Consider the following 17,729-nt stretch of genomic DNA (forward strand, 5'->3'; position numbering starts at 1 on the left):
AAATGGCCGAACCTCTCCCACGTCATCTGTTGATTCCCTTTGCCGGCCGCGGTTCCCCGGCTTGCCGCGCGGCGCTCGCGACCCTGCGGCTGCCGAACCTCGAAACCCTGCTGCTGCGCCTGACGCTCGCCGACACCGACACGCAGGACGACAGCACCCGCTCCCCACCGCACGAACGCGCGCTGGCCCGCGCGCTCGGCCTGCCCGCCGCCGACGACGGCTGCATTCCCTGGGCCGCGCTCGAAGCCCGCCAGACCGGCCTGGCCGCGCCCGGCGACCACGAGGCCTGGGGCCTGGTGACGCTGTGCAACTGGCAGGTCGGCATCGACGACGTGGCACTGGGCGATCCGTCCGCCATCGAGATCGACGCTGACGAATCGACGGCCCTGCTGGCCGTAGCACAGCCGTTCTTCGAGGAAGACGGCATCGCGCTGTACCCCTCCGGCACGCCGGGCCGCTGGCTCGCCCGCGCGCCCATCTTCGACGGGCTGGCCACCGCCTCCATCGACCGCGCCGTGGGTGACCCGATTTCGAAGTGGTCGCCGCTGGGCGACGCGTCGCGGCCGCTGCGCCGCCTGCAGAACGAGATGCAGATGCTGCTGTACACGCAGCGCGTGAACGACGAGCGCACCGCGCGCGGCGTGCCGCCCATCAACTCGTTCTGGCTCAGCGGCACCGGCGCGCTGACGCAAGACGTCGCGCTCGCTGGCCCGGCGCCCGAAGTCAGCGACGCCCTGCGCATCGCCTCATTGCGCGACGACGGCGCCGGCTGGGCTGCTGCCTGGCAGGCCCTGGACGCCGGCGCCATCGCCAGCCTGCTGAGCGACTACACCCGCGGCGCCGACGTGGCGCTCACGCTGTGCGGCGACCGCGCCGCGCAGCGCTACACCGTGCAACAGCGCGGCCTGGCCCGCTGGGCCAAGAGTTTGTTCGATCGCACACGCGCCGCCAGCGTGCTGGAGGCCCTGTGAAAATCATCGCTCGAGACATCCCCCCGCGCACCGTCTGGGCGCTGGAACAAGCCGGCGTGCATCCGCTGCTGGCGCGCCTCTTTGCCGCACGCGGTGTGCGCGGCAAGGACGAGCTCGACGACGGCCTCGCGCGCCTGCTGCTGCCCGACACGCTGCGCGGCACGCGCGAAGCCGCCATGCTGCTGGCCGACGCCATCGCACAGGACAAGCGCCTGTGCATCGTCGCCGACTACGACTGCGACGGCGCCACCGCCTGCGCGGTCGGCGTGCGCGGCCTGCGCCTGCTGGGCGCCAAGCACGTGAGCTACCTCGTGCCCGACCGCGTGGTCGACGGCTACGGCCTGACGCCGCCGATTGCCGAGCGCGTGGCCAACGCCGGCGCCGACATGCTGATCACCGTCGACAACGGCATCGCCAGCGTCGAGGGCGTGGCCGCTGCCAAGGCGCGCGGCCTGCAGGTGCTGGTGACCGACCACCACCTGCCCGGCCCCGAACTGCCGCTGGCCGACGTGATGGTCAACCCCAACCAGCCCGGCTGCGAGTTCGAAAGCAAGAGCATCGCCGGTGTCGGCGTGATGTTCTACGTGCTGCTCGCGCTGCGCTCCGAACTGCGCACGCGCGGCGTGTTCGACACCGCCACGCAGCCCAAGCTCGATGCGCTGCTGCCGCTGGTCGCGCTCGGCACCGTGGCCGACGTGGTGAAGCTCGACGCCAACAACCGCCGCCTCGTGGCGCAGGGCCTGCGCCGCATCCGCGCGGGCGCGATGCCGGCCGGCGTGGCGGCGCTGTTCAAGGCCGCGGGCCGCACCGCCTCGGCCGCGACCACCTTCGATTTCGGCTTTGCCCTCGGCCCGCGTATCAACGCGGCCGGCCGGCTGGCCGACATGACGCTGGGCATCGAATGCCTGCTGACCGACGACGCGGGCCGTGCCGACGAACTCGCGCGCATGCTCGACGGCATCAACCGCGAGCGGCGCGACATCGAAGGCGGCATGCGCGACCAGGCGCTGCTGCTGGCCGAGTCGCTGTTCGCGGCCGACGGCGAAGGCGTCGACGCACCACCGCCGGCCATCAGCGTGTTCGGCGCCGACTTCCACGAAGGCGTGGTGGGCATCGTCGCCTCGCGCATCAAGGACCGTTTTCATCGCCCGACCTTCGTGTTCGCGGCCAGCGCGGCGCCCGGCAAGGAGCAGGAGCTGAAGGGCTCGGGCCGCTCGATTCCGGGCTTTCACCTGCGCGACGCGCTCGACCTCGTGGCCAAGCGCCACCCAGGCGTGTTGCTGCGCTTCGGCGGCCACGCGATGGCCGCGGGCTGCACCGTGGCGCGCGAGCACTTTCCGGTCTTCGAACGCGCGCTGGCGCAGGTCGCGGGCGAATGGCTGGCCGAAGCCGCGCTCACGCGCCAGATCGAGACCGACGGACCGATCGCCCGCGAGTACATGCGCATCGACCTCGTCGACACGCTGCACCGCGAGGTCTGGGGCCAGGGCTTCGCGCCGCCCACCTTCAGCGAGGAGGTCGAGGTGGTGTCGCAGCGGCTGGTGGGCGAAAAGCACCTGGCGCTCAAGCTCAAGCACCAGGGCCAGCCGATCGATGCGATCTGGTTCAGCCACACCGAGCCGCTGCCGCCGCGCGTGAAGCTGGCCTTCCGGCTCGATGCGGACGAGTGGCAGGGCGTGCGCCGGCTGCGCTTCCTGGTCGAGGGGGCGGAGGTCTGACGCGGCCGGGGTGACGGCGGGCGCGCAAGCGTCCTAGACTGGAGGCCCATTCATTCATTCGATCGGGGCACTCTCGAATGCAGCAAGAAGCCATCTCGGCCCACGACATCTTTCCGCACATCCGTGTCGTGATGGGCATGGTCATCGGCCTGGGCGTCACCCGGCTGCTGTCGGGCGTGGCGCGCATCGTGCAGCACCCGACGCAGTACCGGCTCTATGCCGTGCACCTGGCCTGGGTCGCCTCGGTGCTGCTGGCGCTGGTGCATTTCTGGTGGTGGGAGTTCGGCCTGTACCAGATCGACAGCTGGACCTTCGGCACCTACGCCTTCATCGTCAGCTACGCGATTCTTCTGTTCCTGCTGTGCGCGCTGCTCTTTCCCGACAGCATGCAGGACTACGCGAGCTACCAGGACTACTTCTACGCCCGCCGCGCATGGTTCTTCGGCTTGCTGGCCGCCACCTACCTGCTCGACGTGGTCGACACGCTGATCAAGGGCGAGGCGCACTTCGCCCGCTTTGCGATGGAGTACCTCATTCGCACGCCCATCCTCGTGGGCCTGTGCATCGCGGCGGCCCGCTCCGCCAACCCGCGCTTTCACACGGCCTTCGTCGCGGGCACGCTGGCGTACCAGCTGTCGTGGATCTTCCGGCTCTTCGACACCTTGGATTGAGCCGCTGCGGCCCACAGGACCTGCGTCCCTGAGGGCAGGCTAGTATCCACGTCCTTCAACCGATACGGACCCCACCTACCGCCGTGAGCACTCTGCCCCCTTGCCCCCAATGCCATTCGGAATTCACCTACGAAGACGGCCTGAACCTTGTCTGCCCCGAATGCGGTCACGAATGGTCCGCCTCGGGCGCTGCCGCCGAAAGCGCGGCCGATGAGGGCCGGGTCATCAAGGATTCGGTCGGCAACGTGCTGAACGACGGCGACACCGTCACCGTCATCAAGGACCTCAAGGTCAAGGGCTCGTCGCTGGTCGTGAAGGTCGGCACCAAGGCGAAGAACATCCGCCTGATCGATGGCGATCACGACATCGATTGCAAGATCGACGGCATTGGCGCGATGAAGCTGAAGTCGGAGTTCGTGCGCAAGGCCTGAGACCGGCCTGGCTCATGCGGGCGAAACCCGCTTTCTGGGCCTTTCCCTTGCACGCCGCCATCGCATCGACGCTCGCGGCCCCGGGATGGGTGCCCGGCGCCGCGCATCTCAGGACGTCGCATCCGAACCGAGCGACGAAGCGCTGGCTACCATTTCACGCGCACGCCGAGCGCCCCGTTGATCGAGCTTTTCACCTTTGCGTTGCCGCCCGATGACCAGAGCTTGCCGACTTCGCCGTACAGGCTCGTCGTCTGGCTCAACGCCATCGTGAAGCCGCCCGCCAGTTCGGTGCTCGTGCCGCCGGTGGGCGCCGCGATGTCGGTCGTGGTGGCACCGTTGACGAAGCGTGCAATGTCGGTGCCGCTGGACGACTTGTAGACGTTGAAGCGCCCGTACGGCTGCAGGGTGCCCATGCCGGTGTCGATCTCGCCCTTGACCCGCACGCCCGCGCGCGCGATCCAGCCGCTGTCGGCGCGCGGCTGCACGACGGCGCCGACGATGGCGGTGTTGCCCAGGTCGATGTGCTGATGGATCAACTGCAGCTGGGGTTCGATGCGCCAGCCGCTGCCGCCCAGCGCAAACGCCTGGCCCACTTCGATGGAACCCAGCAAGCTGTGGCCCTTGCCGCCGATGCCAGCACCAAGCATCGGCTCGGCGGTGTAGCGGTGACGCCCCGATTGCACGACGACATCGGCGTAGAAACCGCTGGCGCCGACATACGTGCCGTAGACGCCGGCGTACTGGCTGCGCAGGTCGTTGCGGCCGGTTCGCAGGTTGCGCACGCCACTTGCAAAACCGGTCGTCGTGGCATCGCCGTCGAGCTGGCCGACGTAGAGACCCGCGCGCCAGTGGGGCGTGGCCAGCAGGTCGGTACCGGCCTGGAAGCCCGTCAGGCGCCCCTTGCTGGCGGGAGAGACCGTGCCGCCCTGCTGGACGTCGATGTCGGTGGAGAGCACACGGGCCCAGGCGCGGCGCGGCGTGCTGCCGGCGTCCGGGACCGAGCCCTTCGCATCGTCGTCGCCCAGGCGCTTGTGCATGTCGCCCAGCATGGCGAGGTTGCCCTGGCGAAGCTGGCTTGGCAGTGCCGCATAGAGCGAGGCTTCAGCGCGGTACGTGGGGACGGGAACGACGACGGGGACCGGGGGCGCACCCGGCGCGGGCGGCACGGGCGGCGTGACCGCCGTCGTGGTGGAGCGCAGGTACCAGTTTTCTCCGGCGCCGGCGGCGTCCCCCGCATTCAGGCGGTACTCGTAGGCGCCCGCATCCACGTGGCCGCCGGCCAGCACGAAGGCATCCCTGGTGGTCTGCGCGGTGGTGGTGGCGCCGTTTCGCGCGCCGATCACCTCGATGCCGTCGCCCGTGGTGAGCGCGCCCAAGCCGCCCAGATTGGCGACCTGCACGCTGGTCTTGCCGCTCGCGGCGCCGCCGTTGATCACCAACCGGTCCGACAGCCCCGTGCCGTTGAGCGCAGCCGCCAGCTTGAGCACGCCGTTGTTGCCGACGTAGTTGCCATTCACCGTGAGCGTGGTGCCTGCGGCCGCACCGACGAGCGACACGGTGCCGCTGTTGGCGAGCGATGCCACGGTCTGATCGAAACCGGCGAGGTCGAGCGTGGCGCCAGTGGCCACGCTGTGTGCAGAGGACGCACTGAAGGTGTTCAGCGCACCAGCCTTCAACGTGCCCTGTGCCACGTTCGTCGCACCGGTGTAGGTGTTGGCGCCCGACAGCGTCAGCGTGCCCGTGCCCTGCTTGGTGATGAACCCGCCGCCGCTGATCGCGCCGGCCAGCGTGGCACTGAACGCACCGGTGTCGATGACCGGATCGTTCTGCCCCGTGAGCCGGATGGCATTGGCGAGGCTCACCCCCTCGGCGCTGAAGCCCAGCGTGGTGTCGTCGTCCATCGTCAGCGCGCCCGTGCCCAGCGCTCGGCTGTGGCCGACGTTCAACCGGCCCTGGCGCAGCGCGGTGCCGCCCGTGTAGGTGTTCGCGCCCGACAGCGTGAGTGTGCCGCTGCCGACCTTCACGACCGAACCGCCCGTGCCCGCTCCCGGCTGGGCGAACTGGCTGCCCTTGTCGCTGACCACGCCGGACAGCGTGTCGTTGGTGTTCAGGGCACCGAGCGTGAGCTTCGATGCGCCCAGCACCAGCGCACCCGCGCCGGAGAGCGACCCGATTTCGACACCGGAGGCAGAGGTCGAGCCCGACACGTCGACCGTGCCGCCTGCCGCGTTGGCGATGCGGGCGTGTGCCCCCGTGGCGGTGCCCTCGAAGTGCACCGTGCCGCCGCTGTGGTTGGCAATCTGCGCCGTGCCGGCCGACGACGCGCCGAGAAAGCTCAGCAGGCTCTTGCCGCCATTGACGATCGTGGCGTTGCCCGCGGTGGCATCCCGCAGGAAGTACACCGCGCCGCCCTGGTTCGTGATGCTCGACGTAGCGGCGGTGCTGGCGTCGCCGAACTGCAGCGCATTGGCGTCGGGCGTTTGCCAGCCCGCGCCGTTGACGAAGAGCGTCGAGGACATCGCGCTCGCGTCCTGCGCGAACGACATCCGGTTGCCGACGTCGGCCATGCCGGAGCGCCCGACCGTGTAGCTGTTGCTGCCCGCTTTGGCGCCGGCCGTGAAGACAAGACGCGTGCCGCTGCCCTGCTGCTGCACCGCGCCCGCGCCGAGCGTGCCCGCCCCCGCGACGCTGACCGAGGCGCCGCCCATGAGCGTGGTGCCGCCTTCGTAGGTGTTGGGCGCGGCGATCGCCAACGTGCCGCCGGCGCCTGTCACGCTCAGGGCTCCCGTGCCGCCGATGCCGCTGACGAAGCCGAGCAGGTTCGCGCCCAGGTCCAGCGTGCCTCCGCCTGCGCCGAGCATGACCGCTCGCGCGGAGATGATCGGCGCCGAGCCCGACGCGATGCGCAAGGTGCCCGCGTCGAGCGTCAGCCCCGCGCCCACCGCGCCGAGGTTGCGATCGTCCGAAATCTGCAGTGCACCGCCGCGCACCGCAGTGCCGCCGCTGTAGGTGTTCAGGCCCGTGAGCGCGAGCGTGCCGTTGCCGGTCTTCACCACGCCGTCCGTGCCCGCGATGACGTTGCCGATGGTCGCGTTCCAGCTGCTGCCCGCGGCGCTGCCGTCGCCCACGCGCAGCTCAACCGGTCCGGGCGAGGCCTTGTCGGCAACCAGCGTGAGCGTGCCGCCGGACAGCCGATAGCCGTCGCTCGCGAACTGGATGCCCGTGGCCGCCACCGCGCCGTCGGTGTTGTCCACCACGACGTGGCCCGCCGCGCCGCCGAAGATCGCGAACCCCGGCTGTGGCTGCATGGCCGCGGTGACCGCCCCCTTCACATCGGTCCAGTTCGGTTGTGTGGCGCTCCAGGTGCCGTCGCCCCCGCCCATCTGGGTCGCGCTGGCCAGGCCGTTGCCATTCCAGAAGTTCAGGACCTGGGCGGGATCGATGTTGACCAGGTTGACCTTCTTGTCCCCCGTGAGGTACTGGACAGAAAAGTTGTTGGGGGCCGCGCCGCCCAGTGCAATGCCGCCGTTCGTCCGCGTGAGCGTGTTGCCGTAGCTGAACAGGTTGTAGATCCCCGGCCCCATGGTGCCCGTGTCGATGATGTTCAACGTAGCGCCGTTGAGATACAGGTCGACGCCCACCTTCACGCTGTCGCCCACCCCGGGCACCGCGTAGCTGCTGCCCGGCGCGCCAAACTCGAAGTCGAGCACGCTGCCCTGGGCCAGGCTCAGGTCCCCGGCGATGGTTAGCGTGCCGATCGAATTGCCCGGCGCCAGGTGTGCGCCCGACGCGACCGTCACATTGCGCTCTATCGTGCCGGAGCCGCCCAGCGTGCCGCTGCTGTTGACCTGCACGCTCTCCGCCACCGAGCCGTTGACGGTCAGCCTGCCGCCGTTGACGGTGGTGTCGCCGCTGTAGGTGTGGACACCGTTGAGTGTCAGGTTGGCCGCGCCGTTCTTGATCAACCCGCCTGCGCCGGTGACCGGCCCGGAGAACGTCAGGTCCCGGGTGCCGCCGACGGTCAGGTCGGCCTTCAGGTCGAATCTGTTGTCCAGGGCCACCGCGGTATTGCTGTCGAGCGTCGCCGCCCCGGCGACCGTCAGTGGGTCCACACCCAGCGCCGTGTCGTGGCCGACGGTCAGGGTGCCGGCGTTCAGGATCGTGCCACCGAGGAAGTCATTAGCGCCGTTGATGACGAGGTTGGAAACGCCGACCTTGACCAGGCCACCGGTGCCACCGATCACGCCATCCAGGGTCAGCGCATGGTTGCCACCGAGGGTGAGGTTCGCGTGGTCGAGGTCGACCGCGTTGTGCAGGCGCAGCGGCGAATGGTTGGAGAGAACGCTGTCGCCGGTCACGGTCAGCGCGCTCGCGCCCAGGGCCGCGGCATTGCCGACGGTCAAGGTGCCGGCGCTGAGGGTCGTGCCGCCGCTGTAGCTGTTGGCGCCGTAGAGCGTCAGGTTGGCCGCGCCGTTCTTGATCAACCCGCCGTTGCCGCTGATCGTCCCGGAGAACGCCAGGTCCTGCGTGCCACCGATGCTCAGGTCGGCATTCAGGGCCATGTGGTTGCCCAGGAGCACCGCGGTATGGCTGTCGAGCGTCGCCGCTCCGGCGACCGTCAGGCCGCCCAGACCCAGCGCCCCGCTGTTGCCGACGGTCAGGGTGCCGGCGTTCAGGGTCGTGCCACCGAGGAATTCGTTGTCGCCGTTGAGGACAAGGTTGGAAGCGCCGTTCTTGGTCAGCCCGCCGGCCCCGGTGACGGTGCCATTGAGCGTGAGGGCGTGGCTGCCGCCCAAGGTCAGGTTGCCAGCCAGGTTGACATCGTTGCCCAGGGTGACCGCGACGCTGGCGTCGAGGGTGGTGCCTGCGCCCGTGATCAATGCGCCGGTGCCCAGGGCGGTATCGGAGCCGACGATCAGCGTGCCGCCGTTCAGCACGGTGCCGCCCTTGTAGCTGTTGACGCCGTTGAGGCTCAGGCTGGCAGCACCGTTCTTGAAGAGACCGCCCGCCCCGGCAATCTTGCCGTCGAGGCGCAGCGCCTGGCTGCCGCCGACGGTCAGGTTGCCGCCGAGGTCGACATCGTTGCCCAGGGTGACTGCAGCGCTGGCGTCGAGGGTGGTGCCTCCGGCCGCGTTCAATGCGCCGGTACCCAGGGCAGCGGCATTGCCGACGATCAGGGTGCCGGCGCTGAGGGTGGTGCCGCCGCTGTAGGTGTTGTCGCCGAAGAGCCTGAGCATTCCCCCGCCGGTCTTTGTGAGCGCGCCGTCGCCGGACAGCACGCCCGACAGCGTCGCGCCAAAGCCGTTGGTATCCAGCGTGGAAGTCGTGCCAGTCAAGGTGGCGGGCATGCCTGTCGTCAAGTCGCCGGTCGTCACCCGCAACGTGCCACCCGCCCAGTTGAAAGTGCCGGTGGCGCCGGCAACTGCAGGCCGCAGCCCTTGACCTGCGCCGACCTCCAGCGTGCCGCCTGCGTTCAGGTTGAGCGTGCCCGAGCCGCCAGGGACATTGCCCAACTCCAACTCGCGGCCACCGCCAACGCGGACTGTGCCGCCGTTTGCAATGCTGAGAATGCCGACGCCCGTCGCGCCAAGGCCGAAAAGGATTCCGCCGTCGACTTTGAGCAACGAGCCTCTCCCATTGACCTCTATAGTTCCCGCGTGGTCTACCCCCACAGCGAGCCTGAAAATGTTTAACGTCCCGCCATCGGTCACCTTGACCATGCCGCTGACGGAGCTGCCCAGGCTCATATGATCGCCATAGGCAACAGCGCCAGAACCCGATATCTCGGCAGTGCCGGAGCCCCAGAAAAACACGTGTTCGCCGATGGTGGGCGGTGCGCCCTCCTGCCAGTTGCTTCCGTCGAGCCAGTCTCCGGGCGCTACGGCCGTCCACGTTGCGGCCGCCGCCACCGGAGACATCGTCCCCACGATCAATGCAGCAGCGAGGGCAACCACGCACCGAGCCCCTGATGGCCCTCCTGCTGCCGACCTGGCGGTCTCGGATACGGCTTGGCACACGCCGGTGCGACGATTGAAAACAAGGCGATGGGTGCGGTTCATGAACTGGCTCCTCCGTAGGGTGGTGTGGGGCCCGCGCGGCGGGCTTTCAGGAAAGTCGGGTTCTCGTGGGCGCGCGCAGTGGCAGCCACCGATGTCATGTGTGAAGTGCGACCGTCAGGGCTCGACATACGCAGCGCCCTGGAAGCTGTAGCCTTCCCCGCGCACCGCGACGATGGGCAGTTTTTGCGCACAGGTCTGCTCGGCCTTGCGGCGCAACCGCGAGACCGTGACGTCGAGGTTGCGCTCGTACGCCTCCAGGCCAGGGCGCCCCATCGCGGCCAGCAAGGTGGCACGGTCGACGACCTCGCCGGCGCGTGCGACCAGCGTGTGGACCAGCCTCGCTTCGGAGTTGGACAGCTGCATGCGCTGGCCGTCGGGCGCCAGCAGAATCCAGCCGGTGCGCTGGTAGCGCCATGCATCTGATGGCGCGGCGTCCCCGCCTGAATCTTCCAGGGAGGTCCGCGCGCCCTGGACCTCCTGGCTGCGCTGCAGCAGGTTGTGCAGGACCATTTCCAGCTCCCGCAGGTTCACCGGCTTGACGAGGTAGTAGTCGGCGCCCAGGCCCAAGCCTCTGAGGCGATCGTTCGCGACGCCCCGGGCGGTCAACATCACGATGCGCATGGCACTGCGCGCCCGAAGCCGGGCCAGCACGGCAAAGCCGTCGTCGCCGGGCAGGTTGACATCGCACACCACCGCGTCGAAATGCTGGCGAGCCAGTTCTGCGTCCACGTCCTCGGCGCTTGGCACGCCACGGGCTGACAAGCCGACGCCGTTGAGGTATCGCAACAACGTGTCGCGCAAGTCGTCGTCGTCCTCGATCACGAGCACGGCATTCATTGCGACGTGACCTCTTCAGCGAGGCGCCCGTCGGCGACATCGCCTGCGGTCGGACACGGCAGCGTCAGCGTCACCACGGCACCGCCCTCGGCGCGGTTCGCCGCCGCCACGCTGCCGCCGTGAAGCAAGGCGATGCGCTGCACCATGTGCAGGCCCAGACCGATGCCCGGTATGCGCCGCGCGCCTTCTGCGCGATAGAAGCGATCGAACACATGCGGCAGGTCTGGCGGCCTGAAGCCGGGCCCCTGATCGAGCACCTGGACCGCGACACATGCCCCCGCCGTACCGCCCGTCACCCCACCTTCCAGGACGCAGGCCCGCACCTCCACCGGCGATGTCGCGGGTGCGTACTTGAGCGCATTCGTCAGAAGGTTGTCCAGCGCGATGTGCAGCAGCGTCTCGTCCGCCAGCACCGTCGGGTGCGATGCCTCGAGGCTCAGGCGGATGCGGCCGTGGGCGCTGCCTTCGTTGTGCTCATCGATCTTTTCGCGAAGCAGCTCGGCCAGGTCGATGTCGCGGCGGCTCATGGACTCGCTGGACGCCTCCAGCCACTGATCTGCGAGCAAGGTGTCCATCAGGTCGCGCATGCGGGACACCGTGCGCGTGATCTTCTCCGCCTCCCGCTTGACGTCGTCGCGCGCAAGGCCGAGACGCTCATCCGAAAGAATCTGGGCAGCACCGCCGATCGTGCCGAGCGGGGTTCGGAACTCGTGGGACACCATGGCAAGCATCCCCTGCTGCTCGCGCAGCGCCATCGTCAGCTGGTTGTGGGTCAGGTGGTGCTGGGCAATCTCCTGGCGCAAGTCTTCGGTGCGCACGTTCACGCGCTGTTCCAGGCGTTCGCCATGGCGCAGGGACAGCGCCAGCGCGCGGCGCTCGCGGTTGCGCACGCGCCAGCCCAAGGTGAAGAAGAACGCAAGAATATGAATGATGGCGCCGATCGCATAGCTGTACTGCGTCGTCAAGGCGTAAGGCAACCATTGCAGGTTCTTGGCGAAGTGCTGCACGCCCAATGCCAGATAGACCGCGTACCCGATCAGGCTCGGCCAGGCCTCGACGTTGCGGCGCAGCAAGACCGCGCACTGCGACACCACGCAAATCGACATCAACACCCACAGCACACTCAGCGGCAACGCGATGTGCCGGAACCCGCCGGCAAGGGCCACGATGCAGGCCAGTGCGCACACCACGCTCAGCGCCTGGAACACGCGATCCATGCGCGGAAACTGGTGCGCCATGTCGAGCAGGCTGCGTGCGAACGCGAAAGCCGCAGCGGTGTGCAGGCACACGGAAAAGCTGTGCAAGCGCACCGCCGCCGCAGGACTGTCCAGCAGGCCAAGGGACGCCGGCAGATCCTGCGAACTCGCAAACAGCAAGGCGAGCGTCGACAGATAGCCCGCGTAGGCGATGAACCGGCGGTCCGGCACCGCCACGCCCACCACCAGACTGACGAAGGCGAGGAGCAGCACCATGCCAATGGCCCCCGCGCTTGCCACGGTGATTTTCTGTTGCACGTCGGCCAGCTCACGCACTGACGACACGCCGCCGGAGAGACTGAGCGCCCGGGCGCCGGCCAGGCGGACCCACACCCAGCGGGGTTGATCGTCAACCAGATTCAGCAGGCGCACGGCGGGGAGTGTTCCGGGCCAATCCCTCAACAGGCTCGAACGCAGATCACCCAGTTCCCGGTGGACCAGTGCCTCGCCTGCGCCAGGCAACCACACGTCCATGGTGTCCACGTAAGGTGCACTCAGCCTGAGCCACCACCCTCCCTGGATCGGATCGGCCCTCTGCTCGCGCGTCGTCTGGAGTGGAAAGCGCACCCACCACGCGCCGTGTGAGTAGCCGCCGTTGAAGCTGGCCTGAATGGGCTGGAAGCGTTGCGAATAAGGCGGCAGAGCCACCTCGCTCTGACTGAGCATGCCCGAGGCATCGTGATAAACCTGCAGATGACCATCGAAGGTGCGCTCGGCGAAAGACAGCTCCGGATCAAGACGCAGCGCGGGAGGTTCCGCCCGACTCGCCATGCAGAGAAACAACAGCAGGGCAACGACGATGCCGGCCATCGCGCGAACGCTGCGCAAGCAGAACAGCAGCGGGACGGAATGCGCCGTCGATCGCACGTCAGACACGGCGCCGTGAATGCTGGTTCTGAATCACGCCGCCCACCCCTGCGTACTGCAAGTTCCCATCTCGTTTCCTGTGTTGTTGGTCGGCCTGCGACACGGACCGGCTGGAGCCTCACATGTCGAGCCGTGCGGCGCCCGCTGCGTCGCTTCGCTGCGCCAATTGAATTTTGGGGCGAACACATGGCCATCGGATCTTGCTTTTTCTTGCAATTACCGGCGCATGAAAACTTTATGCGTACGTGATATCCCGCAAGGCAGGCGCAGCCGGGACGCTGTGGATCACAAGGGCGCGCGTGTCGGGCGTGGGGCCGTGGCCGATGTCATCCGTTCGTCGCGCGCGTGCCGCGCGCCCTTCCTGGCCCCTAGCCGGCCAGTTCCTGGCAGCGTGCGGCGTCCAGCGCGTGGCCGCAGGCGCGGAACTCCCGCGCTGCCGCGGCGAAGCCTTCGCGCGCGGCAGCGACACGGCCCGAGGCCCGTTCGATGTGGGCCTGCGCCTCGTGCAGCGACGCGTACCAGGCCGGCAGCTTCATCACCACATTCGCCAGGTATTCGGACTGCTGCTGGTGGCCGGCCGCCAGGTCCAGCGCGTGCCCTCTCGCGGCCGCGATGGTGGCCGGGATGGCGAAGGTGATGCGGCAGCCGGGGCAGCTTTCCAACGGGCCGCGCACGTTGGCCTCGGCTTCCTCCAGCACGCCCAGCGCGGCATCGGGTTGCGTGGCCATTGCGATGCGGGTGCCGTAGATGCGGTCCAGCAGGTGGAAGCCGACGTCGGACTGGCGCGCGACGTCGAGCGCTTCGTCGAGCAGGCCGCGCGCCCGGTCCATCTGCCCGCGGTAGATCGCCAGTTCGGAGCGGCGCTGCAGCGACAGCGCTTCGCCCGTCGCGCCGCCGATCGCGCGGTGCATGCGCCCGCCCGCCACGAGGTCTTGCTCGGCGGCGTCGAGCTGGCCGCTGAGCAGCCAGGCTTCGCCGCGCAGCGTGACCGCGAACGCATGCCCACGCGCCGCGCCCAGCCGCTGCGCTTCCGTGGCCAGCGCATTGGCGAATGCGATGACATCGGCATACGGCCGCGAGCCGTACAAGAAGCGCTGCGTGATGCACAGGTGGCCGTCGAACACGCGCACCGCCAGCTGCGGCAGGTGGCTCGTCTCCTTGAGGTCGGCCCACACGCTGCCATGCAGGTCACCGCGCGCGTGCGCCGCCGCGGCTTGCGACCAGGAGGCGATCACGAGCGTGCCTTCGTCACCGGTCTCCAGGGCAATCCGACGCACTTCGGCCGACCGACGCGTGCCTTCGGCGGGGTCCCCGAAGCCCAGGGCCGCCGCGCCGCTGTAGGCCAGCGCTTCGGCGAGGCGCCCCGCCACCGTGGTGGGATGCACGTCCTGCAGGTACTTCAGCGCACCGGGCGGGTCGCTCATCTTCACTTGCGCCAAGGCGCGCTTGGCGCGCAATTCGTGGGACAGCGCTTCGGGCGCGACGGCGGCGGCCGCATCGTAGGCGGCCAGGGTGCCGGGTCGGCCCAGTGCGTCCAGCGACTCGGCACGCAGCGCCAGTGCTTCTGGCTGCGCCGGCCGGTGCGCGAGCAGCGGCTCGACGTGGCGCAGCACGTCTTCGCAGGCACCGAGGCGAAAGGCCTGGCGCGCAGCCGCCAGCGAACACGGCATCGCCCGCTCGGCATCGCCCGCAGCGAGCCAGTGGTGGCCCACCAGGCCCGGTGACGCACCGCCTTGTTCGAGCCGCGCCGCCACGTCGCGATGCAACAGCACACGCCGGTGCGGCGGGATGCCTTCGGCCAGCGCCTCTCGCACAAGTGCGTGGCGGAAGCGATAGCGGCCCTCGGCCACCACCAGCACGCCTGCGGCCAGCGCCTGGTCGAGACGCGCCAGCGCGTCGTGGCTCTCGTCGGCGGCCAGCGCAACGGCCGTGGCCACGTCGAAATCTTCGGCCGACAGCGCCAACCGGCGCAGGGCCTCCGTCGTGCCGGGGTCCAGGTCGCACAGGCGTTCGGCCAGGGCCGACGACACGCTGCGGGGCATCGCCGCCGTGGCGCCGTCTGATGTGGCTGCAGCGCGCGCGAGTTCGATCACGGCAAACGGCAGGCCTTCGGCGCGACGCGCGATGGCGGTGGCGGCCTCGCCTGCCATCGGTGCGTCGGCTGAGCGGGCCGCGAGCAGCGCCGCTTCTTCCTCGGACAGCGGCCCCAGTTCAAGGGCCTCCAGCTGGCCGGCGCGCAGCAAGCGCGAGGTGTTCCGGTCCAGCAGGGGCGGCAGTGCGTGCCGGCACGCGAGCAGCACGAACACCGGGGGACCGCTCGCCGCCAGCTGCGTCAGCGTCTCGGCGCTCGCGTCGTCCGCCGCGTGCGCGTCGTCGACGATGAGCAGCACCGGCTTTTGCGAGGCCGTGGCCAGCAACAGCCGGCGCACGGCGCCCACCATCTGGTGGCGCCCGAGCGGCATCGCCAGCGGTTTCACGTCGCCCGAAGCGGTCATCTGCGCCAGCACGGCTTGGGCGTGCGCGCCGATGGCCTGCGCCGCATCGGGCAGTTCGCCGAGCAAGGGCTCCACCAGGTCGGCCGCGATGCCATAGGGCCGGGTCCAGTCGCTGGCCTGCAACGAGCGCACCTGCCAGCCCAGGCCCCGCGCTTCTTCGGCGGCGCGGCGGCAGAAAGCGGTTTTGCCCATCCCCGCCGGCGCGCGCACGATCGCGCCACCCGGGCGGCCCGCGAGGCTGGCGCGCAGCCATCCCAGCACACGCACCAGCTCCATGGCCCGGCCGACGAAACGCGGCGCGGCGCCTTCCAGGCCCGCCACGCAGTCGCGGTACAGCGCCTCGGCCGATGGACCGGGACGCATGCCCAAGGTCTGCTGCAGGTGGTCGCGCAGGTGGCCGTACCAGCGCAGCGCCGAAGAGCGTCGCCCGGCGGCCAGTTCCTCGCGCATCAACTGGACATGGGCCGCTTCGTCGGTCGGGTCTTCGCGCACCAGCCGTTCCAGGTCGCCGGTCTGGCGCAACAGCCGCAGGAACTTGTCGCGCAAGCGCTGGCGCGGCGCCTCGGTCCAGGCTTCGTAGCGGGCGTCGGGCAGGAGGTCGCCACTGTAGAGCTGCGCGGCCGCCTTGCAGGCCTGCGGATCGCCGCTGCCCAGGGCTTCGTCCGCGGCGCGCTCGAAGCGGTCGGCGTCGCACGCCACCGCATGGTCGGGCAGCAGGAACACCCGGCCGCCCCGCAACACCAGGGCGTCGGGCTGACCGATGAACTGGCGCGCGTGGTGCGCGGCCTTGCGCAGGTTGGCGCTGCCCGCGTCAGGGTCCAGGTGCGGCCACAGGGCTTCCACCACCTGTTCGTTCGCCAGGCTGCGGTCGGGCTGCAAGGACAGCAGTTGCAGCAACTCGGCGGCCCGACGGGTCAGCGGCACCGCAGGCGTCTGCGGGTCATCCCCGGCCACCCCCACGCTCAGGCGGAACGGGCCCAGCAGCCGGATCGACACGGCATCGGACGACGGAGTCGGTGGGAGCGACATCGCGATTCCTTTCCACCAGCACTAGGCCGGGAACGTTTCAGGAACGCCAAGCGTGGAGGATGAGTATGCCGTCTATCGAATCTGGCGGGTGCAACGAATAGACGCCCCATCCCGCGCCCGCGGCCCCTCAAGGAGTACCTCATGCATATCGCAAAAGACGCCGTCGACGTGAAGATGGAAATTCCCGGTGCCCTGATCCGGCAGCGTTTGGATTTCGGCGACGCGACCGGCTACAGCAAGATCAGCGGCGAGTACTTCACGCTGTCCGCGGGCGTCGACACGACGCCGCTCTTCCAGGGCCTGAACCACAACTCGTGCCAGTGCCCGCACTGGGGATTCGTGCTCAAGGGCCAGATCACCACCACCGACGACGCCGGGGAACAGGAGACCGTCAAGACCCACGACCTGTTCTATTGGCCGCCCGGCCATAACGTCAAGGTCGACGCCGACGCGGAGATCGTGATGTTCAGCCCGCAACACGAGCACACGCACGTGATCAACCACATGATCGAGAAGGTGAAGTCATGAACCCGAACAAGGCCCTCTGGGAAAAAGGCGACTTCACGCGCATCGCCGAGAGCATGCGCGAGAGCGGTGAAGACGTCGTGCGGCACGCGCACATCACGCCCGGCATGCAGGTGCTGGACCTCGGCTGCGGCGATGGCAACACCGCCATCCCGGCCGCCAAACTCGGCGCGCAGGTGCTGGGCGTCGACATCGCCGCCAACCTGGTCGCCGCGGGCAACCGGCGGGCAGCCCAGGCCGGGCTGTCGGCCAGTTGCCGGTTCGAGGAAGGAGATGCCTGCGAGCTGCGGCTCGAGAACGCGTCCTTCGACCTCGTCATCAGCATGTTCGGCGCCATGTTCGCGCCCAGGCCCTTCGACGTGGCACGGGAGATGGTGCGTGTCACGCGTCCGGGCGGGCGCATCCTCATGGGCAACTGGATCCCCAACGACCCCACGCTGGTGGCGCAGATCCTGAAGATCAGTTCGTCGTATGCGCCCCCGCCGCCCGAAGGTTTCGTGAGCCCGATGGGCTGGGGCTCGACCCCGAACATCCTCGAGCGCTTTGGCGCGGTGGGCATTGCCTCGGAGGCGATCAGCTGGGAACGCGACAGCTACATCTTCGACTTCAAAGGCTCCGCGGAGGAATTCGTCGACACGTTCCGGCAGTTCTATGGCCCGACCATGAACGCATTCGACGCGGCCGCCAAGGCCGGGCGCACCGACGAATTGCGTGCCGAACTGGTGACGCTGTTCCAGAGCCAGAACCAGAGCCAGTACCCCAACACCTGCCTGATCGCCGCGACGTTCCTGCGGGTGACGGTGGAGGTGGGCTGACCCGCTCCAGCGCAACCAGATGATTGCCGCGGCTACCAAGTGATACGACCTCGTT

At 69.2% G+C, this 17,729-nt stretch carries 10 protein-coding genes and 1 pseudogene; 6 read left to right on the forward strand and 5 right to left on the reverse strand.

The genetic code is table 11. The annotated features are described in order from the left end of the window. Positions 1-2 precede the first annotated feature (2 nt). From CY658_RS14950 to CY658_RS14965, 4 genes are all read left to right on the forward strand, one after another. Entirely contained in the window at positions 3-971 is a 969-nt protein-coding gene (locus tag CY658_RS14950) for a hypothetical protein (RefSeq protein ID WP_101490944.1), read from the forward strand. After that, positions 968-2,689, forward strand: a complete 1,722-nt coding sequence (recJ, locus tag CY658_RS14955) for a single-stranded-DNA-specific exonuclease RecJ (protein ID WP_101490945.1) — start codon at positions 968-970, stop codon at positions 2,687-2,689. The genes CY658_RS14950 and recJ overlap by 4 nt, the downstream gene beginning before the upstream one ends. A gap of 77 nt (positions 2,690-2,766) precedes the next feature. Then, positions 2,767-3,360 carry a hypothetical protein gene (locus tag CY658_RS14960; protein WP_101490946.1) on the forward strand — a complete coding sequence of 198 codons (594 nt, stop codon included), beginning with the start codon at positions 2,767-2,769 and terminating at the stop codon, positions 3,358-3,360. A gap of 83 nt (positions 3,361-3,443) precedes the next feature. Further along, entirely contained in the window at positions 3,444-3,791 is a 348-nt protein-coding gene (locus tag CY658_RS14965) for a zinc ribbon domain-containing protein YjdM (RefSeq protein ID WP_101490947.1), read from the forward strand. A 146-nt stretch (positions 3,792-3,937) separates the two neighbouring features. Here the strand turns inward: CY658_RS14965 and CY658_RS14970 are convergent, their stop codons facing one another. The 5 genes and pseudogenes from CY658_RS14970 to CY658_RS14985 all read right to left on the reverse strand — a co-directional run bounded on the left by CY658_RS14970 (position 3,938) and on the right by CY658_RS14985 (position 16,334). Further along, entirely contained in the window at positions 3,938-9,304 is a 5,367-nt protein-coding gene (locus CY658_RS14970) for an autotransporter outer membrane beta-barrel domain-containing protein (RefSeq protein ID WP_257884873.1), read from the reverse strand. Between the two features lie 423 nt (positions 9,305-9,727). Next, a pseudogene (locus tag CY658_RS33180) lies at positions 9,728-9,850 on the reverse strand (ESPR-type extended signal peptide-containing protein); the annotation flags it as partial. A 114-nt stretch (positions 9,851-9,964) separates the two neighbouring features. After that, positions 9,965-10,687: a response regulator transcription factor gene (locus CY658_RS14975; protein ID WP_101490949.1), complete on the reverse strand. Its 723-nt coding sequence runs from the start codon at positions 10,685-10,687 to the stop codon at positions 9,965-9,967. Next, positions 10,684-12,753, reverse strand: coding sequence for a sensor histidine kinase (locus tag CY658_RS14980; protein WP_101490950.1), 2,070 nt, complete (start codon positions 12,751-12,753; stop codon positions 10,684-10,686). The genes CY658_RS14975 and CY658_RS14980 overlap by 4 nt, the downstream gene beginning before the upstream one ends. A gap of 425 nt (positions 12,754-13,178) precedes the next feature. Continuing rightward, on the reverse strand, positions 13,179-16,334 hold the full coding sequence (locus CY658_RS14985; RefSeq protein ID WP_101490951.1) for an ATP-binding protein: 3,156 nt from the start codon (positions 16,332-16,334) through the stop codon (positions 13,179-13,181). 141 nt (positions 16,335-16,475) lie between these two features. Between CY658_RS14985 and CY658_RS14990 the strand changes: the two genes are divergently transcribed. Together CY658_RS14990 and CY658_RS14995 are read left to right on the forward strand one after the other, a co-directional pair. Beyond that, positions 16,476-16,862 carry a hypothetical protein gene (locus CY658_RS14990; RefSeq protein WP_101490952.1) on the forward strand — a complete coding sequence of 129 codons (387 nt, stop codon included), beginning with the start codon at positions 16,476-16,478 and terminating at the stop codon, positions 16,860-16,862. Continuing rightward, a complete protein-coding gene (locus tag CY658_RS14995; protein WP_101490953.1) occupies positions 16,859-17,674 on the forward strand; it encodes a class I SAM-dependent methyltransferase in 816 nt (271 codons plus the stop codon). The genes CY658_RS14990 and CY658_RS14995 overlap by 4 nt, the downstream gene beginning before the upstream one ends. Positions 17,675-17,729: the final 55 nt, after the last annotated feature.

The organism is Variovorax sp. RO1 (assembly GCF_002849325.1).
Classification (GTDB): Bacteria; Pseudomonadota; Gammaproteobacteria; order Burkholderiales; family Burkholderiaceae_C; genus Variovorax.

Coding starts and splice junctions, on each gene's coding strand:
- CY658_RS14995 (WP_101490953.1), top strand. CDS start 16,859: ATGAACCCGAACAAGGCCCTCTGGGAAAAAGGCGACTTCACGCGCATC.
- CY658_RS14980 (WP_101490950.1), bottom strand. CDS start 12,753: ATGGCCGGCATCGTCGTTGCCCTGCTGTTGTTTCTCTGCATGGCGAGT.
- CY658_RS14990 (WP_101490952.1), top strand. CDS start 16,476: ATGCATATCGCAAAAGACGCCGTCGACGTGAAGATGGAAATTCCCGGT.
- CY658_RS14950 (WP_101490944.1), top strand. CDS start 3: ATGGCCGAACCTCTCCCACGTCATCTGTTGATTCCCTTTGCCGGCCGC.
- CY658_RS14960 (WP_101490946.1), top strand. CDS start 2,767: ATGCAGCAAGAAGCCATCTCGGCCCACGACATCTTTCCGCACATCCGT.
- CY658_RS14975 (WP_101490949.1), bottom strand. CDS start 10,687: ATGAATGCCGTGCTCGTGATCGAGGACGACGACGACTTGCGCGACACG.
- CY658_RS14985 (WP_101490951.1), bottom strand. CDS start 16,334: ATGTCGCTCCCACCGACTCCGTCGTCCGATGCCGTGTCGATCCGGCTG.